The sequence below is a fragment of the Gimibacter soli genome, assembly GCF_028463845.1.
In the GTDB taxonomy this organism is placed as follows: Bacteria; Pseudomonadota; Alphaproteobacteria; order Sphingomonadales; family Kordiimonadaceae; genus Gimibacter; species Gimibacter soli.
This window is the reverse complement of record NZ_CP116805.1, coordinates 384390-405893: the sequence shown is the minus strand read 5'-3', so window position 1 is coordinate 405893 and position 21504 is coordinate 384390. Positions and strand designations below refer to the sequence as shown.

The window sequence follows — 21504 nt, the reverse complement described above, 5'->3', positions numbered from 1 at the left end:
ATGTCCCTCCTGTTCAGCGTCATTCTTGTCAGCTTCCTGCTTGTCGTGGCGGTTGCCGTGGTGCGTACGGCAAACCTCTTTGCCGCCATCATGCTGTTCGCGATTTTCAGTCTTCTGGCGGCCTCCTATTTCTTCACGCTCGATGCGGCGGATGTGGCGCTCACCGAAGCGGCGGTCGGGGCGGGGATCGCAACCGTCCTTTTCCTCAGCGCCCTCGCGCTGACGGATGACGAGGAAAAGCCCGATCCGGATCGCCGCCCGTTCCTGACGTTCCTTGTGCTGGCCCTGATGGCGGCACCGCTTCTGTATCTTGGTTTCTGGCAGCCTGCCTTTGGTGGGGCCGAAACGCCTGTGCAGCAGCATGTGACGCCCTGGTATCTGGAGACGACGCCCGAGGCCATCGACATCCCGAACCTCGTGACCGCCGTTCTGGCCAGCTTCCGGGGCTATGACACGCTTGGCGAGGTCTTTGTGATCTTCACCGCGGGGATCGGGGTCTATTCGATCCTTGGCATGCCGAAGCGCGGCGGCGCGCATTCGGCGCGCAGTGCGGCAGCCTGGCTATATGGCATCGGCCACCACGCTGTGCCGCGGGTCGTGTCGAAAATCCTGATCCCCTTCATCGTGCTTTTCGGCCTTTATGTGCAGTTCCACGGCGATTTCGGGCCGGGCGGCGGCTTCCAGGCGGGTGCCATCGTGGCTTCCGGCATCATCCTTTATGCCCTGATCGAAGGCGGTAACGCCGCCCGCGCGGTGCTGCCGGTACAGGCCCTTCTGCGCATGGCGGTGATCGGCTGCCTGACCTATGCCGGGGTGGGCATTGCCACGCTCCTGATGGGCGGTGACTTCCTCGACTATTCGGTTCTCTCCGCCGATCCGGTTGCCGGCCAGCACCTTGGCATCCTCGTGATCGAGCTCGGCGTCGGGCTCACTGTCACCGGCATCCTCCTCCTCATTTTTCACGCTTTCGCGCAACGGGAAACCCATTGATGGCCTGGCTTGGCATTCTCAATTACTGGATTTTTGTCCTGCTGTTGATGACCGGCATGTATGCCATCGTCGCCAAGGGCAATCTGATCAAGAAACTGATCGGGCTCGGCATCTGCCAGTCCGCCGTTTTCCTGCTTTTCATCAGCATGGGGAAGGTTGTGGGTGGCACGGCACCCATCCTTGACGGCAGCGACCGCGCCTATTCCAGCCCGCTGCCGCAGGTGCTGATCCTCACCGCCATCGTGGTCGGTATCTCGACCATGGCGCTCGCGCTCGCCGTTGTGGTGCGCATCAAGGAATCCTTCGGCAGCATCGAAGAAGCCGACGTTTACGGGAAAGAAGCAGAGGCATGATCGCAGCCCATCATTTGCCGGTGCTGCAGGTTGTCCTTCCGCTTGTCGCAGCTCCCCTTGCCGTTCTTTGCCCCGGTGCCCGCGCGCCGTGGATGGCGGCTGTTTTCGTCAGCCTCGCCGCTTTCGCGGTTGCCGTCACGCTCGCCCTGCAGGTGGCCGCCACCGGTACCATCGCCTATGAACTCGGCGGCTGGCCGGTGCCTTATGGGATCGGGCTTCATATCGACAATTTCAGCAGCCTCATGCTCCTCCTCATCACCGGCGCGTCGCTTGCAGCCCTCCTGCACGGCAAGCCGGTGATCGACAAGGAAGTGCAAAGCCGGCCTGTCTCGCTTTTCTACGGCGCGTGGCTTCTGGCGGTGGCGGGCCTTGCCGGCATGGTCATCACCGGCGACGCCTTCAATGTCTTTGTCTTCATGGAGATTTCGTCGCTTGCCACCTATGTGCTGATCGCCGCGGGGCCGACGCGCACCGCCCTCAGCGCCGTGTTCAAATATATCATCATGGGCAGCATCGGGGCGATGTTCTACCTGATCGGCGTGGGACTCGTTTACATGATGACCGGCACGCTCAACATGGCGGACATGACGGAACGACTTCATGGTGTTGACGATGTTGTCCCGGTACTGGCCGCTGCCGGTTTCATCACGGTCGGGCTGCTTCTGAAGGCTGCGATCTTCCCGCTGCATGCGTGGATGCCGAACGCTTATGCGGCGGCGCCTTCCACCGTTGCGGTGTTCCTGGCGGCCTGTTCCACGAAAGTGGCGCTTTATGTGCTGATCCGGTTCGATCTCGGTATTTTCCAGCCAAGCCTTGAAGGCCATGACATCCAGTTCAGCGCCTTCCTGATGCCCTTCGCACTTGTCGCCATGATCGCCGGTTCGCTGATCGCGATTTTCGAGAAAGACCTGAAGCGGCTTCTCGCCTTCTCCTCCGTCGCGCAGCTTGGCTATATCGTCCTTGGCGCAAGCCTCCTGACGGCGGCAGGCATGTCGGCCGGTATTCTGCACCTGTTCAACCATGCCCTGATGAAGGCCGCCCTTTTCCTGGCGGTTGGCAGCCTCGTTTACCGCTATGGCAGTGCGAAGCTCGCAGACCTTGCCGGTGCCGGGCGCACCATGCCCTGGACAATGGCAGCTTTCACACTGGCTGCCCTCAGCCTCGTCGGTGTGCCGCTCACCGCCGGGTTCATTTCGAAATGGTATCTCGTGCTTGCCGCCATGGAGGAAGGCACCTTCGGCTGGTTCCTTATTGCTGTGATCCTCGCAAGTTCGCTTCTTGCCGTCATCTATGTGTGGCGGGTGATCGAGACCGCCTATTTCCGCCCCGCCCCTGAAGGTGCACCCGCGGTGAAGGAAGCGCCCTGGTATCTCCTTGCGCCGACATGGGCGCTCGCCGGCCTCAATATCTATTTCGGGCTTGCCGCCAACGCCCCGTACGGGCTTGCGGCGCGCGCGGCAGCTGATCTCCTTGGGGGTGGCGCATGACCGGGCAGGAAACCATCTTTCTGGCGCTCGCATTGCCGCTCCTTGGCGCGCTTGGCATCGCGCTCGCCGGTCGCTTCCCCGATATCCGCGAGGGCGTGACGCTTGCCACGGCCATCGGCCTTGTTATCACGGTCTGGAGCCTGATTCCGGCGGTGATGGCGGGCGGGGCGCCTGCCGCAACGCTTCTCGATATCACGCCGACACTGTCTGTTGCCTTCAGTGTCGAGCCACTTGGCATGCTGTTCGCGGCTTTTGCCTCGCTCCTTTGGGTCGTCAATTCCGTCTATGCCGTGGGCTATATGCGCGGCAACAGGGAGAAGCACCAGACGCGATTCTATGCCTGTTTCGCGATTGCCCTGTCGGCCGCCATGGGCATCGCCTTTGCGGGCAACCTGTTTACGCTGTTCCTTTTCTATGAAGTACTGACGCTGTCGACTTACCCCCTTGTCGCCCACAAGGGGGACGCGGCAACGGTCCGCTCGGCGCGGATTTATATCGGCATCCTGATCGGCACTTCCATCGGGCTGCTGCTGCCCGCCATCATCTGGACGGCGGGCCTTGCCGGGACGCTTGATTTCACACCCGGTGGCATCCTCTACGGCAAGGTCGCAGGCACCGCGCTCGTCGTCCTTCTGGCCCTCTATCTCTTCGGGATCGGCAAGGCCGCGGTGATGCCGGTGCATCGCTGGCTGCCGGCCGCCATGGTGGCGCCGACCCCCGTCAGTGCGCTTCTCCACGCTGTGGCGGTGGTGAAGGCCGGTGTCTTCACAGTGGCCAAGGTTGCGGTCTATATCTTCGGGATCGATTTCCTGAAAGAGCAGGGCATGGGCACCTGGCTGATGGTCGCCGCCGCCACGACCATCCTGCTCGCCAGCCTCGTGGCCCTGCGCCAGACCAACCTGAAGCGGCTTCTGGCCTATTCGACGATCAGCCAGCTTTCCTATGTGGTCCTGGCCGTTTCGGTGCTGGCGCCTCTGTCGCTCCTGGGGGCGGCCTTCCATCTGGTGGCGCATGCCTTTGCCAAGATCACGCTCTTCTTCGCGGCGGGGTCGATCTATACGGCGTCCAAGAAAACCGAACTTGGCCAGCTTGATGGCATTGGCCGCCTGATGCCCTGGACAATGGGCGCCTTCACCATCGGGGCGCTCAGCATGATCGGCATCCCGCCGACGGTCGGCTTTGTGTCCAAATGGTTCATCATGGGCGGCGCCATGGAAACCGGCCAGTATCTGGTGGTGGCGACGCTGGCGCTCAGCACGCTCCTCAATGCCGGCTATTTCCTCCCCATCGTCTATCGCGCCTTCGCCAAGGCACCGCCGGTGGACGCGAAGCCGCACGGCGAGGCACCGCTGACGATCGTGGTCGCGCTCTCCTTCACCGCCCTCATGGTGATCGCGCTTTTCTTCCTCAACCAGCCGGTCCTTGACCTTATCGGCCCTGTGACAGGAGGCCTCTGATGACTGACCAAGTCCATTTCCTGCGCCGCCCGACGACGATCCGCAAACTGTGGGTCCTCCTCTGGGTCGTTCTGGCCCTCACCGTGGCCGCGCAGGTCTTCATTCCTGTCGAAGGCTATTTCGGGGTCGATGGCTGGTTCGCCTTCGCGGCCGCATTCGGCTTCCTCAGCTGTGCTGCCATGGTGTTTGCCGCCAAGGCGCTAGGCGCGCTCCTGAAGCGCAAGGATGACTATTATGACCGCTGATCTTCTGGCCTATCCGCCCCTTCTGCTGCTGATCGGTGCTGCTGTCATCGCGCTGGCCCCGCGGCCCGTGGGCGTGGCTGCGATATTCCTGGCGCCGCTCGCCGCCCTTTGGGCCGTGTGGACGGCGCCTGAGGGCGTGATGCTCTCGGCCCCTTACCTTGACCTGACGCTTGAGGTAATGGAAGTCTCGCCGGTGCGACGCCTGTTCGCGATTGTCTTCACGCTGATGACCCTTGTGGGCGGGCTTTTCGCCTTCCGGCAGGCCGCGCGGACCGAACTTGCGGCTGCCTTTGCCTATGCCGGCAGCGCGCTCGGCATCTGTTTCGCGGGCGATCTTCTGACCCTTTTCCTGTTCTGGGAAATGCTGGCCATTTTCTCGACCATCGTGATCTGGTCGGGCGGCACGGAAAAATCGCGCGCCGCCGGGCAGCGCTATGCCGTTCTGCACCTTCTTGGCGGGCTTGTCCTGATGGCGGGAATCCTTGGCCTCTGGTCGAACACCGGGTCGCTCGATATCCGCGTGCTGACGGATCAGCTGGGCACCCTTTCCGGCTGGCTGGTGCTCGGCGGTGTGCTCATCAACGTGGCCGCCCCGCCGCTTTCGGCGTGGCTTGCCGATGCCTACCCCGAAGCCAGCGCCACGGGCACGGTTTTCCTGTCGGCTTACACCACCAAGGCGGCGGTGCTTGTCCTCATCCTCCTGTTCCCCGGTGCCACCATCCTGATCGGTGTCGGCCTTTACATGGTCTTCTACGGCATCATCTATGCGCTTTTGGAAAACGATGCGCGGCGCATCCTTGCCTATTCGATCGTCAATCAGGTGGGCTTCATGGTCACGGCTGTCGGTATCGGCACCGAAGTGGCATTGAACGGCGCTGCCGCGCACGCCTTCGCCCATATCATCTACAAGGCGCTGCTGCTGATGAGTGCGGGCGTGGTGCTTTACCGCACCGGGCGCAGCAAATGTACTGACCTTGGCGGCTTGTTCCAGACGATGCCGGTAACCGCCATCTGCGGCATCATCGGCGCGCTGGCGATTTCAAGCTTCCCCTTCACGTCCGGCTTCACCACAAAAACGATGATTTCGGAAGCCGCACACATGGAAGGGCTGGTTGCCGTTTATTTCCTACTGGCAGCGGCGTCGGCCGGGGTGTTCCTGCATGCGGGGATCAAGTTCCCGTGGTTTGTCTTCTTCCAGAAGGATTCCGGGCTGCGGCCCAAGGATGCACCCTGGAACATGGCGGCAGCGATGATCTTCTTCGCCGTGCTTTGCGTCTTCTTCGGCCTTTACCCCGATCCGCTTTATGCGCTTCTGCCTTATCCGGTCGAGTTTGAGGCCTACAAGGCCGCGAAACTTGTCTTCTATTTCCAGCTGCTGCTGTTCTCGGGCCTTGCCTTCTTCCTGCTGCTGCCCTGGATGAAGCGTACGGAAACGGTCAGCCTTGATACCGACTGGCTATACCGTGTGGCACTTCATGGCCTCGCGCGGCGGGTGATGGCAGGGGTTGCAGGTGCGGCGTCGGCTGTTGCCACTTCTGCTTCAGGCGTTGCCCGGCAGGTGATGGCGGTGGCAGAACGCGTGGCAAGCGGCAGCGGGGCGCTCGCCCGCAGCTGGAGTGTCGCGGGCTCGGCGCTCATCGTTTCGGCGATGCTGTCGCTTTATATCCTCGCCTATTACCTGACGGCCTAGCTGGCGCTGATCTCTTCGATTTCCTTGTAGAGATTGCGGCCGACGCTTGAGATATCGTTGATATTGCCGGCAAGCTCTTCAAGGCTTTCGTTGATACGGCCGACAGCGTCTGATGCCGTGACCATGTTGGAGGCGATTTCCCGCGCGACGACGCTTTGTTCCTCCACGGCGCCGTTCACCGTCAGCATGTCATCCTGCAGCGTGCTGATCTCGCTGTTGATGCTGCCAAGCTTGACGGAAACTTCCTTCGAGACGCTCTGCATCCGGTCGATCTCGCCAGTGATCTGGCCGGTGGCGGAAGCAACCTGTGTGGCAAGGTTCTTCACTTCGCCCGCCACCACGGCAAAGCCGCGCCCGGCATCGCCCGCCCGTGCTGCCTCGATAGTGGCATTGAGGGCGAGAAGATTGATCTGGTCGGCAATATCGTTGATCAGCTCGACGATATTGTTCATTGACCCGGCCGCTTCGCGCAGCGTTTGGGTCGCGTCGGTCGCGTCCTGCATCTGGCTGAAGGTCTGGTCGACCGCACGGGTTGCCCGGCTGATGCTGGAGGCAATTTCCTGGATCGAGGCATCAAGTTCCTCAACCGCGGCGGCCACTGCCCGCACGGTGTCTTCCGTCTCGTCCGACGCGCCTGATGCGACCCCAGCCTTGGTGTCGGCTTCGCCAACGGCCCCGATAATCCGGTCAAGATTGGCTTCAATCAGGGCGCTGACACGTTCCTGTGTGCGGCGGTCCATCACGCGCTGGGTGATGTCGGCGGCAAATTTGACAACCTTCAGGACCTGCCCCGAAGGGCTGACGATGGGCGTATAGGTGGCCTGCAGCCAGATTTCACGACCGTCCTTCGCAATGCGGCGGAAGCGGCCGGTCTGGTGCTGGCCGGTGGCAAGCTGTTCCCAGAAGGCACGGTAACTTGCCCCCGCGCTTTCGGACGGGTCCACGAACATGCGGTGATGCTGGCCCGTGATCTCATCAAGGCCATAGCCGACTGTTTTGAGGAAATTTTCGTTGGCCGTGAGGATGGTGCCGTCCGGCGTGAATTCGATCACCGCCTGCGTTTTGCCAATGGCAGCCAACTTGCCGGCGATTTCCGCATTTTCAAGCTTCTGGGCGGTGATATCGCTCGCGAATTTCACGACCCGTATGGGCGTGCCATCGGCCCCGAGAATGGGGTTATAGGTGGCTTGCAGCCAGATTTCGCGGCCGCCCTTGCCGGTTCGACGGAACTCGCCCGAGACAAACTCGCCGCGCTGCAGCTGTTGCCAGAATTCGCCGTATGCGGCGCTTTCCGCGTCTGCGCGGTCCACAAACATGCGGTGGTGGCGTCCGGCGATTTCGTCCAGGTTGTATCCGACGGTATCAAGGAAATTCCGGTTCGCGGTGATGATGGTGCCATCCAGTTCGAACTCGATGATGGCCTGCGCGCGGTCAAGCGCGGCAAGCTTGCCGGCAACGTCAAGGTTGCGGTTCTGGGCGGCAGTCTCGTCGGTCGCGAATTTCACGATCTTGTAAACATGGCCTTTGGTATCGCGCACGGGCAGGTAGATGGCCTGCAGCCACAATTGCCGGCCTCCCTTGGCGAAGCGGCGGAACGTTGCCGTATTGTGCCGGCCTTCCGCGAGATCGGCCCAGAAACGGCGGTATTCGTCGCTTTTTGCATAGTCCGCTGCCACAAACATCCGGTGGTGCTGGCCGACAATTTCATCCAGCCCGTAGCCCATTGTTTCAAGGAACAAGGGGTTGGCCCCGATGATTGTGCCATCGGGTGTGAAGGAGATCATGGCCTTTGAACGGGAGAGCGACTCGACGATTTCATCTGCACCGTGCCGAGAGTGGGGGAGAAATCCCTTAATATCCAGTCGCATAGGATCTGCCTTCCAAGGGTAATGCCGGGCGGGGGAGGGTCCGTCCGGGGCCTGCCATGAAGGAACTATAGATTGCAATTCGCTAACCGACGGTAAACACTACCGCATAACGCGTATTTTTCACCCTATGCCTGCGAAGCTTGGGGGGAAACCGGCCTTTCAGGTGCCGAAGGCATGATCCAGATAGTGGCGCACGGCATCCTGTACATGGCGGAAGCGGTCTCCGCCCAGATGCTTGCCGCCATACCAGCGGGTGACGACAACGATATGGCCCTTCAGGCCTTCGCGTTCCAGCATGCGGACAATCACCATGCCCGCGCCGCTTTCGCCGTCGTCATTCTTCACCGGCCCCTCGTCGCCGAGGAAGGCCCATGTATTGTGGGTGGCTTTGGCGAATTTCTTCTGGCGGGTCAGTTCCTTGATGAAGGCACGCGCTTCATCGACCGAGCCACACGGGCCGCCCGATACCGCATATTTCGACCCGCGGTCGGTGATGATGCCATCGAATATCAGCATGCCAGCCTTATCGGTTGGCTGACCGCCCTTGTCAAACATCTGGGCCATGGCAACGCTCATGCACGCAAAGGGCGAGAAATGCACCCTGCACCATAAATTCGCCGTATTGCCGTGCTTCTATCGCAGCCCTCTCGGGGATCACACAAAAGGAGCCTGTCATGATGACATACAGCAAGTCTTTGGCCATCGCTGTCCTGTTCACGTCGGCCTCGTTTGTCCAGAGTGGTGCCGTAGCCGGTGATAGAGACGACAAAGCCGGTTTCCAGCCCAAATACTATGGCGACTGCCATAGCAATGTTGAAGGTTTGGGGGCAGAGCATGCGTCCCCTGCCGGGACCCCTGACGCCCAGCTGAGAGAAGAAACGCGGACCATGCAGGAAACGCTGCAAGGCGTTGAGGCCGCGCAGAACTGCTACTCGAATGCCCTGAGCGATGCACGGGCCGCCGGCACATCTGAAGCGTCGGACCGCAAGATGGCCGAGGCACAGCTGACCGAAATCCGCTCCGGCACCCGTGAGGTCGGCAAGGTGCTCGACAAGGCCACCAAGCGTTACACAGAGCGGGCCGATGCGCTGGCACCCCAGGTGACAGCAGCTGTTGCACCGGCGGCCGGCGGGGATTCCATCACGAAAGATCCCATGAGCCAATCTTCCATGGACCTTCTGAAGGAACGTGACGCGATCCTCGACAAGGCCATGGTTGCCAAAAAGCGCCAGAAAGAACTGGAGAAAAAGGCCGAGAAAGCCCTCTAGACCCTTTTGCCTGCCGGGAGCTGCAGGCGAATGGCTAAACCGAAAGGCCCGGGTTCACAACTGCTGGACCCGGGCCTTCGCTTTTATAAGTCACGCCATAGAAGACGTCTGGCACAACATCAAGGATCAGGAGACTTCTGCTTCCTGCATGCTGCTGATCAGATAGGCACGCATTTCGGCGATATTGCTCATTTGCTGTTTGTGCCAGGACTGGCGCCCGGCAAGCGAGGTGCGGATGTCCTCAAGCATGCTTTCATAGGCCGCGTCGACATCATGATCGGGATACCACTTGGCTGCAAACTCGCGGCGGGTAGGCATGGTCGCGTCGCTATAGCTTGTGGTTGCAAGGTTGGCATGCTGGCGGGAAAGCATTGCCGTTCCGTTTTTGGTCAGATAGGCAATTCTCGCCTCGCCGGTCAGGTTGAGCGCGTCGGCACCGGCAGCCAGCGATTGCAGCGCCTCGCCGCCCTCATGGGTGACAAGACTGCCATCCTTGTTGATATAGCCAAGAATGCGGTCCCCGTCCGAAAAGACCGTACGGACGCCGGAGGGAAGATCGGGGTTCAGGTCCCGCTCGGCGCGCGCTGCCGCTGCCTCGGCGTGCGCCAGCATGTCGCCGCTTTGCTCCAGCATGTCGAAGGCGGAGAAATTCTGCTGCATCTCCAGCCATTTGTCGAAGCTCGGGATCATGCTCTCATATTGCTCGGCACTGAGCTCGGTCCCGATCTGGCCGTCCTCAAACGCAATCGTGCGCGTCGCTTCGCCGTTCGCTTCGGCCTCTTTCATGCCGGCAATACGCTCGCGCATTGGGGCATAGCTGGCTTCATAATAGTCTTCAAGATGGGGACGCATCTCCGGGTTCGAGAAGATGCTGCGATCAAAAGGCATATTGTAGGCGGAGGACGCGCCGGCAATGGAAGTCATGGAAAGACCTTTCCCTGTACTGCGCCCCGAACCCGCAACCGGCGCTTTCAAGAAACATGCCTTTTTGGCGAAATGGACCAAGGCCTTAGCCCGGAAAAAGCAAAAGGCCCGGTTCCATTTGTAAGGAACCGGGCCTTTTGATTGGTGCCCAGGAAGGGACTCGAACCCCCACGACCGTACGGTCACTAGCACCTGAAGCTAGCGCGTCTACCAATTCCGCCACCTGGGCACAGGTGATTTGGTGGCGGGGATGTAGCGTGCCTCAGGGGGGCGTGTCAAGCGTCTGTGGTAAAATCTTTGCACTGTCACACTCCGATATGCCGGCACTTGCGTATATAATGAGCGGATGCAGCGAAGGAGGCGCGGATGAACCGGCAGAAAAGCGTGACTGTGTTTGGCGGCTCGGGCTTTATCGGACGCTATCTGGTCGAACGGCTGGCCGAGGCCGGGTGGCGGGTGCGGGTGGCGGTGCGCCACCCCAATGCAGCGCTTTACCTCAAAACGCTCGGCGATGTTGGCCAGATCGATCTGGTGGCGGCGAATGTGACCCGCCCGGCGTTGGTTGCCCGCGAGCTTGCCGGTGCTGATGCGGCCGTCAATCTTGTCGGTATCCTCTATGAAAGTGGCCACCAGCGGTTCGAAGGGGTGCAGGCGGATGCACCGGGTATCATTGCACGTGCGGCGGCAGAGGCCGGCACGAAGGCCTTTGTCCATGTGTCGGCGATCGGTGCGAACGACCATTCGCCGTCGAGCTACGCGCGCACCAAATGGCGGGGGGAGCAGGAAGCCCTTGCCGCCTTTCCGAATGCTACAATCCTGCGACCGAGCCTTGTGATCGGGCCGGAAGACGGTTTCTTCAACCGGTTTGCCCGCATGGCGCGGATGCTGCCGTTCCTGCCGCTGCCGGGGCTTGGCACCCGGTTCCAGCCGGTGGTGGTGACGGACGTGGCGGCTGCCATCACGGCGGTGCTTGACCGCGGCCTGAAGGGTGACGCTGCCGTTGCAGGCAAGACTTTCGAGCTGGGCGGCCCGGAGGTGATGACGATGCGCACCATGCTGACGCATATGATGGAGGAAACGGGACTTTACCGGCCGCTCATCCCCGTGCCCATGGGGCTCGCCCGCCTGCAGGCGCTCTTTCTGGAGCGGCTGCCGACCCCGCCGCTTACCCGCGACCAGTTGAAGCTGCTGGCGGTCGATAATGTCGTCGCCAAGGGGGCAGCAGGGTTTGCGGCGCTCGGGATCGAGCCCCAACCCATCGCCAGCATCCTGCCGCGCTATATGACGCAGTATCGGGCGATGGGGCAGTTTGGCTGATAGCCTAGTAAAGACGGAAGGACGACAGGAAGGCCCGTGCTTCTGCCGCGGGTGCATTGCGGTCGCACTCGGCTTCAGCGATGTAAAGTTTGTTGCCGCGGATCAGCACCTTCAGATGCTGGCGGGTCAAGGCCGGGGCAGGGCCAAAATAGTCATAGGAACTGTTGGCCAATACCTCGCGCCCGAAGACGCGGCCCGACGAAAGATCGGATTCGCTCAGGATTTCAGTGTCCTCGCGCAGGGTGCTTTCGACCGTATAGTTGAGTAGCCCAACGGGATTGTCGAACTGGCCATCAGCCGGGAAGCCGAACTGGCCTACCGTAACCTTGAAGGAACAATCTTCCTTTTCGCGGTCAAAACGGCTGATCTCCCAGCGCGTGAAGGTGCAACCGTCGATGCCGTCACAGGGCTCGGCGGCCTCTTTCTTCGGGGCTTCCGGGAAATTGACTGCGAAGCCGAGTGCGCCGTCACTGACGCTGACAGGCGCTGCAAGCGCCGGAAGGGTGAAAAATGCGGCAGCGGCGAATGTCAGGTAATGCTTTGATTTCATACTAGTTCCCCCAAACGAAATCACAGATGACAATCACTATATCCAAGCCGCAAGGGCGCGCAATTGCCTCTTTTAAAGCCAGCCCGCGCCGATCATGGCAAACAGCGCGAGGCCGAGGCCGACGCGGTAGGCGACGAAGATCGTCATGGTGGCGTGGGTCAGCCAGCGCATCAGGAAATGGATGGCGACAAGGGCCGCAAGGCACGATAGCCCGGCCCCGATGGCGGCATCGGTGAGGGCGAGCGGATTGCCGTCGGACACAAGCTTCAGGGCGCCAAGCGTGCCGGCGGCAAGGATCGTCGGGATCGACAGAAGCATCGAGAAGCGCGCCGCATCAACCCGGTTGAAACCAAGGTAACGGGCGGCGGTCATGGTGATGCCGGCGCGGCTGGTGCCGGGAATGAGCGCCAGCACTTGCGCGAAACCGATGATGAGCGCCGGTTTCAGCTTCATCGCTGCCATATCAAGGTGGGTGCCGCCGCGTTTGTCGGCCCAGTAAAGAAGGATGCCGAAAAGGATCGAGGTGGCGGCGATGACGCTTGCCGAGCGCAGGGCTTCCTCGATGCCACTGACCGCGAAGATGCCGCCGATGATCACGGTCGGGATGGTGGCAAGGACCAGCGCCCAGAAAAGCTTCGCATACTGCGTGCCCTCGATGGCGCGGCGGGCCGGGGCAATGCCGATGGCGCCAAGGGCCGCGAGCGTCAGGCCTTTTGTATCTTCCCGGAAATAGAGGAGGACGGCTGCAAGCGTGCCCACATGCACGCTGACATCCATCAGAAGGCCCTGGTCTTCCATCCCCGTCACGATCGGCAGCAGGATCAGGTGACCGGATGAGGAAATCGGCAGGAATTCGGTGATGCCCTGGACGAGCGACAGGAGAATCAGATGCAGGATGGTCACGCGAACAAGGCTCCCGGCTGCGGGTGGCACCCCCTGCGCCAGCCCCAAACGCCTTATAGCAAGCCGTTTGCTGGAGGGCATCTTTCAATATAGTCGCAATTCGGTACTAAAAAACACTTGTATTTGGGTCGGTTGGCAGCGCGTGCTGAGTGTGCTATAATAATAAGGTCAACATATTTGACCTATCGCTGATTTTTTGCGTGAGTTTTGGAAATTTTGAACATATAGTGCGGGCGCACCGATTCATAGGCACATAAAATTACGCGCCGCGAATCCTGTTAATGACGGTTGCTACCAGAGGAACGGACCCGATGGCCGAAGACATGCTCAAATTTGTCACGATCGACCAGCAGATGCCTGAAAAGCGCACCGCGGACGACCGCAAGCGTGACTTCAGGGAAATCTATGAAAGGTTCGTACCCGCCGGCGCCAAGGATCAGGCCAGCCGCTGCTCGCAGTGCGGGGTGCCCTATTGCCATATCCATTGCCCCTTGGGGAACAATATCCCCGATTGGCTGCGCCTGACGGCCGAGGACCGGCTGCAGGAAGCCTATGAAGTGGCGTCCGCCACCAACAATATGCCTGAAATCTGTGGCCGTATCTGCCCGCAGGATCGCCTTTGCGAGGGCAATTGCGTGATCGAGGCCGATTTCGATTCCGTCACCATCGGTTCGGTGGAGCGCTATATCACCGATAACGCGTGGGAACAGGGCTGGATCAAGCCGATCGAGCCGCCGGTGGAGCGCGACCAGTCGGTCGGTATCATCGGCGCTGGTCCGGCGGGGCTAGCGGCGGCCGAGGAGCTGCGTAAGGCCGGCTATCAGGTTCATATCTATGACCGGCACGACCGCGCCGGCGGCCTCCTTATCTATGGTATCCCCGGCTTCAAGCTTGAAAAGGATGTTGTGGCGCGCCGCACCGGGCGGCTCGAACAATCGGGTATCACCTTCCATCTGGATTTTGAGGTTGGCCGCGATGCCACCCTTTCCGAACTTCGCGCCCGTCACGATGCGCTGCTGGTGGCAACCGGTGTGTACCGTGCCCGTGCGCTGAAGGTGCCAGGAGTGGGCTTGTCGAACATCGTGCCGGCGCTTGATTATCTGATCGCGTCCAACAAAGTCGGGCTGGGCGACAAGGTTGCAGCCTATGACGATGGCTCGCTGAACGCCGAAGGCAAGAATGTTGTTGTCATCGGCGGCGGCGATACCGCGATGGACTGCGTGCGTACCGCCGTGCGCCAGGGTGCAAAGTCGGTCAAATGCCTCTATCGCCGTGACCGCGACAATATGCCGGGCTCGGCCCGCGAAGTGGCGAATGCCGAGGAAGAAGGCGTCGAGTTTGTGTGGTTGACTGGCCCCGAGGCCTTCACAGGTTCGGACAAGGTAGAAGCCGTGCGCGCCTACAAGATGCGCCTTGGTGCGCCCGATGCCACCGGTCGCTCGGCACCCGAGCGTGTGCCGAATGAAAGCTTCAATGTGGACTGCGATCTCGCGATCCTGGCGCTTGGCTTCGAGCCCGAAGACCTGCCGAGCCTGTTTGGTGCGCCCGAACTGCGCGTCACCCGCTGGGGTACGGTCACGGTTGACCAGCGCAGCATGATGACGAGCCTGCCGGGCGTGTTTGCCGCTGGCGATATCGTACGCGGTGCCTCGCTCGTTGTGTGGGCGATCCGCGACGGGCGCGATGCTGCTACTGCCATGAAGACCTATCTGCGCGAGCAGGCGAAAGCCGCCGCCGTTGCTGCCGAGTGATGAGGACAGAAGACAATGCAAATCTATAACGAACATGTCCCCGGCCCCGTTGGCCTTTATGATCCCGTCGACGAGCATTCGAGCTGCGGCGTCGGCCTTATCGCGGCTATCGATGGCCGCCCGCGCCGTGATGTTGTCCTCAAGGGCATCGAAGCCCTGAAGGCCATCTGGCACCGGGGCGCTGTGGACGCCGACGGCAAGACCGGCGACGGCGCCGGTATCCATGTCGAAATCCCGCAGGAATTTTTCCGCCAGCATGTGCGCGCCACGGGGCATGACGCTATCGTCGGCAAGATCGCCGTCGGCATGGTCTTCCTGCCGCGTATCGACCAGTCGGCGCAGGAAGTGTGCCGCACCATCGTTGAAACCGAGATCCTGAATTTCGGCTACACCATCTATGGCTGGCGTCAGGTGCCGGTGGATACCGGCGTGATCGGCCCGAAGGCCGAAGCCACGCGCCCCGAAATCGAACAGATCATGATCGCCAATTCGAAGGGCCTGAATGACGACGATTTCGAGCGCGAGCTTTATGTTATCCGCCGCCGCATCGAAAAGGCGGCTATCGCCGCGCAGGTGCCGGACTTCTATATCTGTTCGCTGTCGTGCCGCTCGATCATCTATAAGGGCCTGTTCCTTGCCGAGCAGCTTTCGACCTTCTATCCCGATCTGAACGACGATCTTTTCGTGTCGTCCTTCGCGATCTATCACCAGCGCTATTCGACAAACACCTTCCCGCAGTGGTGGCTCGCGCAGCCGTTCCGCATGCTGGCACACAACGGCGAGATCAACACGATCCGCGGCAACACCAACTGGATGAAAAGCCACCAGATCCGCATGGCCGGCATCGCGTTTGGCGACCACTCGGAAGACATCAAGCCGGTGATCCCGCACGGTGCATCGGATTCGGCAGCGCTTGATGCCGTGTTCGAGGTGATGGTGCGCGCCGGCCGGATCGCGCCGATGGTGAAAACCATGCTGGTGCCCGAAGCCTGGTCCAAGAAGGGCGTGATGCCCGAAGCGCACCGCGCCATGTATGCTTACACGAACTCGGTGATGGAGCCGTGGGACGGCCCGGCCGCTCTTGCCTGCACCGACGGGCGCTGGGTGATCGCGGGGCTTGACCGCGCCGGCCTTCGCCCCATGCGTTTCACGCTGACGTCCGACGACCTCCTGATCGTCGGTTCGGAAGCCGGCATGGTAGTTGTCCCGGAAGAAAGTGTGCGCGAGAAAGGCCGCTTGGGGCCGGGCCAGATGATTGCCCTCGACCTTGAGGAAGGCCGTTTCTACCACGACCGCGAGATCAAGGACAAACTGGCCGCCAGCCAGCCGTTCGAGGAGTGGGTGAAGGACATCAAGTCCATCGAGGACCTGCCGGGCTACCGTGGCCCCGAGGCGCCCCTGTCGCTTTACAAGGGGCAGGACCTGAAGCGCCGCCAGGTGGCGGCGGGCGTCACGCACGAGGATATCGAGCTGATCCTCCACCCGCAGGTGGCGGACAAGAAGGAAGCCATCGGTTCGATGGGCGATGACACGCCGCTTGCCGTGCTGTCGTCCAAATACCGGAACCTTGCGCATTTCTTCCGCCAGAATTTCAGCCAGGTGACCAACCCGCCGATCGACAGTTTGCGCGAATACCGGGTGATGAGCCTGAAAACGCGTTTCGGCAACTTCAATAACGTGCTGGATGCCGGCCACACGCAGGCGGGCGCGCTGGTGCTGGACAGCCCGGTGATGACCAACCGCGAATGGAATGCGGTGATCGAGCATTTCGGCGAAACAGCCCAGGTGATCGACTGCACCTTCGGTGTGGACGAAGGCCCGGGTGCGCTGAAGGCCGCCATCGACCGTATCCGCCGCGAGGCAGAGGAAGCCGTGCGCGAAGGCCGTGCCCATATCTTCCTGACCGATGAATTTATCAACGAGACACGCGCTCCGGTGCCGATGATTCTGGCGACCGCCGGTGTGCATACGCATCTTGTGAAAAATGGTCTGCGTACCTTCACCAGCCTCAATGTGCGCTCGGCTGAATGTATGGACACCCATTATTTCGCTGTGCTGATCGGCTCGGGTGCCACCACGATCAACGCCTACCTCACGCAGGATGCGGTTGCCGAGCGTCACGCCAAGGGCATCTTTGGCGATATGGGACTTGATGAATGTCTCGTCCGTGCCCGCGATGCCATCGATCAGGGTCTTCTGAAGATCCTGTCGAAAATGGGCATCTCGATCATCTCGAGCTATCGGGGCGGTTATAATTTCGAGGCGCTGGGGCTTTCGCGTTCGCTGGTGGCCGAGTTTTTCCCCGGCATGCCGTCGAAAATTTCGGGGATCGGCCTCGCAGGCGTTCAACAGAAGGTGTTGGAGCAGCATGCAAAGGCATTCCAGGAGGATGTGGCAGCGCTGCCGGTCGGCGGGCTCTATCGCTTCCGCCGCGACGGCGAGCTGCATGCCTTCGATGGCCAGCTCATTCACCTGTTGCAGACCGCAGTGACGGACGACAATTACGCCAAATATCTGACCTATTCGAAGGGCCTTGGCAGCTTGCCGCCGTTGAACCTGCGCGATCTTCTCGATTTCCGCCGGCCGGATACGGGCATCGCGCTCGAATCGGTCGAGAGCATCACCCAGATCCGCAAGCGGTTCCTGACCCCCGGCATGTCGGTCGGTGCGCTGTCGCCTGAAGCGCACGAAACGCTCGCCATCGCCATGAACCGCATCGGCGCCAAGTCGGTGTCGGGCGAGGGCGGCGAGGACCAGAAGCGCTACAAGCCCTATGATAATGGCGACAATGCCAACAGCCCGATCAAGCAGGTGGCCTCTGGCCGCTTCGGTGTGACGGCTGAATATCTGAATGCCTGCGAGGAGCTGGAAATCAAGATCGCCCAGGGCGCCAAGCCGGGCGAGGGCGGCCAGCTGCCGGGCTTCAAGGTCACGGAAATGATCGCGCGGCTCCGTCATGCCACGCCGGGGGTGACGCTCATCTCGCCGCCGCCGCACCATGACATCTATTCGATCGAGGATCTGGCCCAGCTCATCTATGACCTGAAACAGATCAACCCGCGCGCCAAGGTGTGCGTGAAGCTGGTGTCGTCGGCCGGGATCGGCACGATTGCTGCCGGTGTCGCCAAGGCGCATGCCGACGTGATCCTTGTCGCCGGCCATTCGGGCGGTACGGGTGCGAGCCCGCAGACGAGCATCAAATATGCCGGCACGCCGTGGGAAATCGGCCTCGCCGAGGTCAATCAGGTGCTCACGCTCAACGGCCTGCGCCACCGCGTGAAGCTCAGGACCGATGGCGGCATCCGCACGGGCCGCGACGTTGTGATGGCCGCGATGCTCGGTGCCGAGGAATATGGTGTGGGCACAGCGTCCCTTGTCGCCATGGGCTGTATCATGGTGCGCCAGTGCCATTCAAACACTTGTCCCGTGGGCGTGTGCACGCAGGATGATGCGCTGCGCCAGAAATTCACCGGCACCGCCGACAAGGTTGTCAACCTCTTCAGCTTCATCGCCGAGGAAGTGCGCGAAATTCTTGCCACCCTCGGGGTCGAGAAGCTTGAGGACATCATCGGTCGCACCGATATGCTCCATCAGGTCAGCCGTGGTGCCGCGCACCTTGATGACCTCGATCTCAACCCGCTCCTGGTGCAGGTCGGTGGCCGTCACGAGCGCACCATCTGCACGATGGAAGGCCGCAATCCGGTGCCGGACAGCCTCGATGCCCGCATGCTCGAGGATGCGGCTGCCGTGTTCAGCCGCGGCGAGAAGATGCAGCTGACCTATTCGGTGCAGAACACGCACCGCGCGGTCGGTACCCGCTTCTCGAGCGAGATCACCCGCAAATTCGGCATGTTCGGCCTGAAGCCCGATCATGTGACCGTGCGCCTGCGCGGTTCGGCCGGTCAGTCGCTTGGTGCCTTCGCGGTGCAGGGCCTGAAGATTGTCGTCTCCGGCGACGCCAACGACTATGTCGGCAAGGGCCTTTCGGGCGGCACCATCGTGGTGCGCCCGTCGAACCGGTCCGGCATCACAGCGCGCGACAACACGATCATCGGCAACACCGTCCTTTACGGTGCCACTGCCGGCAAGCTTTACGCTGCGGGCCAGGCGGGCGAACGCTTCGCTGTCCGCAACTCGGGGGCCGAGGTCGTGGTTGAAGGCTGTGGTGCCAACGGCTGCGAATATATGACCGGCGGCACGGCTGTCATCCTCGGGCCGGTGGGCGAAAACTTCGGCGCCGGCATGACCGGTGGTCTCGCCTATGTCTATGACGAGATGAACATGCTTGATGAATTCATCAATCCGGACACCGTCCTTCTGCACCGGGTCGAACATCCTGAATACGAGGCGCGCCTCAAGGGGATGATCGAAGACCATGTTCGCGAGGCCGGCTCCCGCTGGGGCGCCACCATCCTCTCGAACTGGGAAGCGAAACTCGGCCGATTCTGGATGGTTGTGCCGAAAGAGATGGTCTCAAGGCTCGAGGTCCCGCTCGCGCCCGAGGCCGATACGGCGGAGGCCGTGGCCTGATGATCGGGCCAATCCTTTTCTAGTCCCCCACTTGAGGCCGCCGATTCCGATTGGCGGCCTTTTTTTCATGCGATATGAAGGGCGTTATGCCTGTCCTGTATCACCATTGGCTAAGCCCTGCCGCCCGCTTCATCCGCCTGATGCTTGCCGAGAAGCGGATCGATTTTGAACTCCGCCTCGAGAAGGATTGGGAGCGCCGTCCCGCTTTCCTGCAGCTCAATCCTGCGGGCGAGGTGCCGGTGCTTGTCCTTGATAATGGCGCGACACTCGCCGGCACCATGGCGATTGCCGAATATCTGGAAGAATCGGTCCCGTCGCCGACCCTTCTGGATGGCACCGCCGAGGAACGCGCCGAGATGCGCCGCCTGACCGGCTGGTTCCATACCAAGCTCGGGACCGAGGTGACGCGCCTCACCGTGCAGGAAAAGCTGAACAAGCGTTTCCTCGGCATGGGGGAACCCGACAGCGAAGCCATCCGCTGCGCCTCGCATAACCTGAAAATCCACATGCGCTACATCGGCCATCTGGCCGAGCGCCGCCATTATCTGGCCGGCAACCGCTATTCGATGGCGGACGCGGCGGCGGTGGCGCATATCAGCGTCATCGATTATTTCGGCGACATCGTCTGGGAAGACTGGCCCGAAGCCAAAGACTGGTACATGCGTGTGAAAGGCCGCCGCGCTGTGCGCACGCTCCTGTCCGACCGGGTCGGTGGTATCCTGCCCCCCAAACATTACGACCAATTGGATTTCTAAGTGCCTCGGGCGGTTGACATATCGCCAGAAGTCGTCCGGTCCGAAATCATCGTGCAGGCGAAGTCTCTCGGCTTTGATGCCGTTGGTTTCACCCGCGCAGAAACCACGGCTGCGGTGCGCGAAGGGCTCCTGGCCTTCGTGGCCGATGGCCGCCAGGGCAGCATGGACTGGCTGAAGGACAGGATCGAGGAACGGCTGACGCCCGCAAACCTTTGGGACGGGGCGAAGGGGGCCGTGATGCTCGCCATGAATTATGCCCCGAAGACCGATCCGCGAACGCTGCTCGATCATCCAACCCACGGCAATATCTCGGTCTATGCGCGGGGTAAGGATTACCATGATATCGTCAAAAGCCGCCTGAAAGCACTCGGCCGCTGGATGGGGGAACGCTATGGCTGCGGGCTCAAGGTGTTTGTGGACACCGCCCCGGTGGCTGAAAAGCCGCTGGCGGCGCAGGCCGGGCTCGGCTGGCAGGGCAAGCACACAAATCTTGTCTCGCGTGAGTTTGGCAGTTGGCTTTTCCTCGGCGCCATCCTCACCGATATGATGCTCGGCGAAGACACACCCCACAAGGATCACTGCGGCGCCTGCACGGCCTGCCTTGAGGCCTGCCCGACGGAAGCCTTCACGGCGCCGGGCAAGATCGATGCGCGGCGCTGCATCAGCTACCTGACGATCGAACACAAGGGACCGATCCCGGAAGAATTCAGAAAGGCGATGGGCAACCGCATCTATGGCTGCGACGATTGCCTTGCCGCCTGCCCCTGGAACAAGTTTGCAAGTGTGGCGCGCGAGGCGGGCTATCACGCGCGGGTGGAACTGGCCGCCCCGCGCCTCGCGGACCTTATCGAGCTTGATGACGCTGGCTTCCGGCAGGTGTTTGCCGGCAGCCCGATCAAACGGATCGGGCGCGACAGGTTCGTCCGGAACGTGCTGGTCGCCGCCGGTAATTCGGGGGACGCAAGCCTGCTGCCGAAGGCCAAAGAGTTGGAAAATGACCCGGCGGAAGTGGTGGCGGATGCCGCCCGCTGGGCAGTGAAGGAACTGGAGGGGGAAAACTCATGAAGAAATTGCAGATTGCGATGCTGGTGCTCGCGGCCCTTGGGGCGGTTGTTTACTGGGGCAGCCGGGTGCCGACGGAGCCCACGATGGTGATCCATGCTGTTGTTGTCTCGACAGAGGATCTGGACGCCCGCGGCCTGCGCGCCATCAAGGTGCGGTTCGATAACGGCGAAGAACGGGTGATCGAGACGCTGGTGCCCTTCTTTGTGAAGCCGGGGTACGACGTTCGCGTTGGTATTTTCCGATCGCCGCTCTTTGGGGCGAAGTTCGATCTGCTCCCCGGAACGGCGGCCAACGCGACAAAGGCGCCCGCGGTCAGGTGACCGGGGCGCCTTTGTCGCGCGCTCGATAGCT

The 21504-nt window shown here is 61.5% G+C and carries 18 protein-coding genes and 1 tRNA gene; 13 read left to right on the top strand and 6 right to left on the bottom strand.

What is annotated here, in order from left to right; translation table 11 throughout:
* Genes PH603_RS01870 through PH603_RS01845 form a run of 6 tightly spaced genes read left to right on the top strand, consistent with a single transcriptional unit; the run spans window position 1 to window position 6222 of the window.
* Window positions 1-990: a DUF4040 domain-containing protein gene (locus PH603_RS01870; protein ID WP_289504222.1), complete on the top strand. Its 990-nt coding sequence runs from the start codon at window positions 1-3 to the stop codon at window positions 988-990.
* Window positions 990-1343 (top strand): cation:proton antiporter subunit C, encoded by a 354-nt coding sequence (locus PH603_RS01865; protein WP_289504221.1) that lies wholly within the window; start codon window positions 990-992, stop codon window positions 1341-1343. The genes PH603_RS01870 and PH603_RS01865 overlap by 1 nt, the downstream gene beginning before the upstream one ends.
* Complete coding sequence (locus PH603_RS01860) at window positions 1340-2830, top strand: monovalent cation/H+ antiporter subunit D family protein (RefSeq protein ID WP_289504220.1); 1491 nt, start codon at window positions 1340-1342, stop codon at window positions 2828-2830. Before PH603_RS01865 ends, PH603_RS01860 begins: the two co-directional genes overlap by 4 nt.
* Entirely contained in the window at window positions 2827-4287 is a 1461-nt protein-coding gene (locus tag PH603_RS01855) for a proton-conducting transporter transmembrane domain-containing protein (RefSeq protein ID WP_289504219.1), read from the top strand. Before PH603_RS01860 ends, PH603_RS01855 begins: the two co-directional genes overlap by 4 nt.
* Window positions 4287-4532: a hypothetical protein gene (locus PH603_RS01850; RefSeq protein ID WP_289504218.1), complete on the top strand. Its 246-nt coding sequence runs from the start codon at window positions 4287-4289 to the stop codon at window positions 4530-4532. Before PH603_RS01855 ends, PH603_RS01850 begins: the two co-directional genes overlap by 1 nt.
* Window positions 4522-6222 carry a Na(+)/H(+) antiporter subunit D gene (locus tag PH603_RS01845; protein ID WP_289504217.1) on the top strand — a complete coding sequence of 567 codons (1701 nt, stop codon included), beginning with the start codon at window positions 4522-4524 and terminating at the stop codon, window positions 6220-6222. The genes PH603_RS01850 and PH603_RS01845 overlap by 11 nt, the downstream gene beginning before the upstream one ends.
* Here the strand turns inward: PH603_RS01845 and PH603_RS01840 are convergent.
* Window positions 6219-8006 carry a methyl-accepting chemotaxis protein gene (locus PH603_RS01840; protein ID WP_289504216.1) on the bottom strand — a complete coding sequence of 596 codons (1788 nt, stop codon included), beginning with the start codon at window positions 8004-8006 and terminating at the stop codon, window positions 6219-6221. The genes PH603_RS01845 and PH603_RS01840 overlap by 4 nt on opposite strands.
* A 243-nt stretch (window positions 8007-8249) precedes the next feature.
* Window positions 8250-8606 carry a YigZ family protein gene (locus PH603_RS01835; RefSeq protein WP_353507435.1) on the bottom strand — a complete coding sequence of 119 codons (357 nt, stop codon included), beginning with the start codon at window positions 8604-8606 and terminating at the stop codon, window positions 8250-8252.
* Window positions 8607-8764: 158 nt separating this feature from the next.
* On the opposite strand from PH603_RS01835, the gene PH603_RS01830 reads away from it, so the two are divergent.
* Entirely contained in the window at window positions 8765-9358 is a 594-nt protein-coding gene (locus tag PH603_RS01830) for a hypothetical protein (protein ID WP_289504214.1), read from the top strand.
* Window positions 9359-9484: 126 nt separating this feature from the next.
* Here PH603_RS01830 and PH603_RS01825 read toward each other — a convergent pair whose 3' ends face one another.
* Window positions 9485-10282 carry a hypothetical protein gene (locus PH603_RS01825; RefSeq protein ID WP_289504213.1) on the bottom strand — a complete coding sequence of 266 codons (798 nt, stop codon included), beginning with the start codon at window positions 10280-10282 and terminating at the stop codon, window positions 9485-9487.
* A 142-nt stretch (window positions 10283-10424) separates the two neighbouring features.
* Window positions 10425-10511: transfer RNA gene (locus PH603_RS01820), tRNA-Leu, on the bottom strand.
* A gap of 137 nt (window positions 10512-10648) precedes the next feature.
* On the opposite strand from PH603_RS01820, the gene PH603_RS01815 reads away from it, so the two are divergent.
* On the top strand, window positions 10649-11599 hold the full coding sequence (locus tag PH603_RS01815) for a complex I NDUFA9 subunit family protein (protein WP_289504212.1): 951 nt from the start codon (window positions 10649-10651) through the stop codon (window positions 11597-11599).
* 4 nt (window positions 11600-11603) lie between these two features.
* Here PH603_RS01815 and PH603_RS01810 read toward each other — a convergent pair whose 3' ends face one another.
* Both PH603_RS01810 and PH603_RS01805 read right to left on the bottom strand, forming a co-directional pair.
* Complete coding sequence (locus PH603_RS01810) at window positions 11604-12149, bottom strand: hypothetical protein (RefSeq protein ID WP_289504211.1); 546 nt, start codon at window positions 12147-12149, stop codon at window positions 11604-11606.
* Window positions 12150-12221: 72 nt separating this feature from the next.
* On the bottom strand, window positions 12222-13052 hold the full coding sequence (locus tag PH603_RS01805) for an undecaprenyl-diphosphate phosphatase (RefSeq protein WP_289504210.1): 831 nt from the start codon (window positions 13050-13052) through the stop codon (window positions 12222-12224).
* Window positions 13053-13363: 311 nt separating this feature from the next.
* Here PH603_RS01805 and PH603_RS01800 point away from each other — a divergent pair, with 311 nt between their 5' ends.
* The 5 genes from PH603_RS01800 (at window position 13364) to PH603_RS01780 (ending at window position 21473) form a co-directional block, all read left to right on the top strand.
* A complete protein-coding gene (locus PH603_RS01800) occupies window positions 13364-14803 on the top strand; it encodes an NAD(P)-dependent oxidoreductase (protein WP_289504209.1) in 1440 nt (479 codons plus the stop codon).
* A gap of 15 nt (window positions 14804-14818) precedes the next feature.
* Window positions 14819-19333 (top strand): glutamate synthase large subunit, encoded by a 4515-nt coding sequence (gltB, locus tag PH603_RS01795; protein WP_289504208.1) that lies wholly within the window; start codon window positions 14819-14821, stop codon window positions 19331-19333.
* 86 nt (window positions 19334-19419) lie between these two features.
* Window positions 19420-20088 carry a glutathione S-transferase family protein gene (locus PH603_RS01790; protein ID WP_289504207.1) on the top strand — a complete coding sequence of 223 codons (669 nt, stop codon included), beginning with the start codon at window positions 19420-19422 and terminating at the stop codon, window positions 20086-20088.
* A gap of 18 nt (window positions 20089-20106) precedes the next feature.
* A complete protein-coding gene (queG, locus tag PH603_RS01785) occupies window positions 20107-21153 on the top strand; it encodes a tRNA epoxyqueuosine(34) reductase QueG (protein ID WP_353507434.1) in 1047 nt (348 codons plus the stop codon).
* Complete coding sequence (locus PH603_RS01780) at window positions 21150-21473, top strand: hypothetical protein (protein WP_289504205.1); 324 nt, start codon at window positions 21150-21152, stop codon at window positions 21471-21473. The genes queG and PH603_RS01780 overlap by 4 nt, the downstream gene beginning before the upstream one ends.
* The last annotated feature ends 31 nt before the right edge of the window (window positions 21474-21504 follow it).

What these genes read in the sequence shown, in the direction of transcription:
- PH603_RS01870 (WP_289504222.1), top strand. Translation starts at nt 1, where the DNA reads ATGTCCCTCCTGTTCAGCGTCATTCTTGTCAGCTTCCTGCTTGTCGTG.
- PH603_RS01865 (WP_289504221.1), top strand. Translation starts at nt 990, where the DNA reads ATGGCCTGGCTTGGCATTCTCAATTACTGGATTTTTGTCCTGCTGTTG.
- PH603_RS01860 (WP_289504220.1), top strand. Translation starts at nt 1,340, where the DNA reads ATGATCGCAGCCCATCATTTGCCGGTGCTGCAGGTTGTCCTTCCGCTT.
- PH603_RS01855 (WP_289504219.1), top strand. Translation starts at nt 2,827, where the DNA reads ATGACCGGGCAGGAAACCATCTTTCTGGCGCTCGCATTGCCGCTCCTT.
- PH603_RS01850 (WP_289504218.1), top strand. Translation starts at nt 4,287, where the DNA reads ATGACTGACCAAGTCCATTTCCTGCGCCGCCCGACGACGATCCGCAAA.
- PH603_RS01845 (WP_289504217.1), top strand. Translation starts at nt 4,522, where the DNA reads ATGACCGCTGATCTTCTGGCCTATCCGCCCCTTCTGCTGCTGATCGGT.
- PH603_RS01840 (WP_289504216.1), bottom strand. Translation starts at nt 8,006, where the DNA reads ATGATCTCCTTCACACCCGATGGCACAATCATCGGGGCCAACCCCTTG.
- PH603_RS01835 (WP_353507435.1), bottom strand. Translation starts at nt 8,606, where the DNA reads ATGCTGATATTCGATGGCATCATCACCGACCGCGGGTCGAAATATGCG.
- PH603_RS01830 (WP_289504214.1), top strand. Translation starts at nt 8,765, where the DNA reads ATGATGACATACAGCAAGTCTTTGGCCATCGCTGTCCTGTTCACGTCG.
- PH603_RS01825 (WP_289504213.1), bottom strand. Translation starts at nt 10,282, where the DNA reads ATGACTTCCATTGCCGGCGCGTCCTCCGCCTACAATATGCCTTTTGAT.
- PH603_RS01815 (WP_289504212.1), top strand. Translation starts at nt 10,649, where the DNA reads ATGAACCGGCAGAAAAGCGTGACTGTGTTTGGCGGCTCGGGCTTTATC.
- PH603_RS01810 (WP_289504211.1), bottom strand. Translation starts at nt 12,149, where the DNA reads ATGAAATCAAAGCATTACCTGACATTCGCCGCTGCCGCATTTTTCACC.
- PH603_RS01800 (WP_289504209.1), top strand. Translation starts at nt 13,364, where the DNA reads ATGGCCGAAGACATGCTCAAATTTGTCACGATCGACCAGCAGATGCCT.
- gltB (WP_289504208.1), top strand. Translation starts at nt 14,819, where the DNA reads ATGCAAATCTATAACGAACATGTCCCCGGCCCCGTTGGCCTTTATGAT.
- PH603_RS01790 (WP_289504207.1), top strand. Translation starts at nt 19,420, where the DNA reads ATGCCTGTCCTGTATCACCATTGGCTAAGCCCTGCCGCCCGCTTCATC.
- PH603_RS01780 (WP_289504205.1), top strand. Translation starts at nt 21,150, where the DNA reads ATGAAGAAATTGCAGATTGCGATGCTGGTGCTCGCGGCCCTTGGGGCG.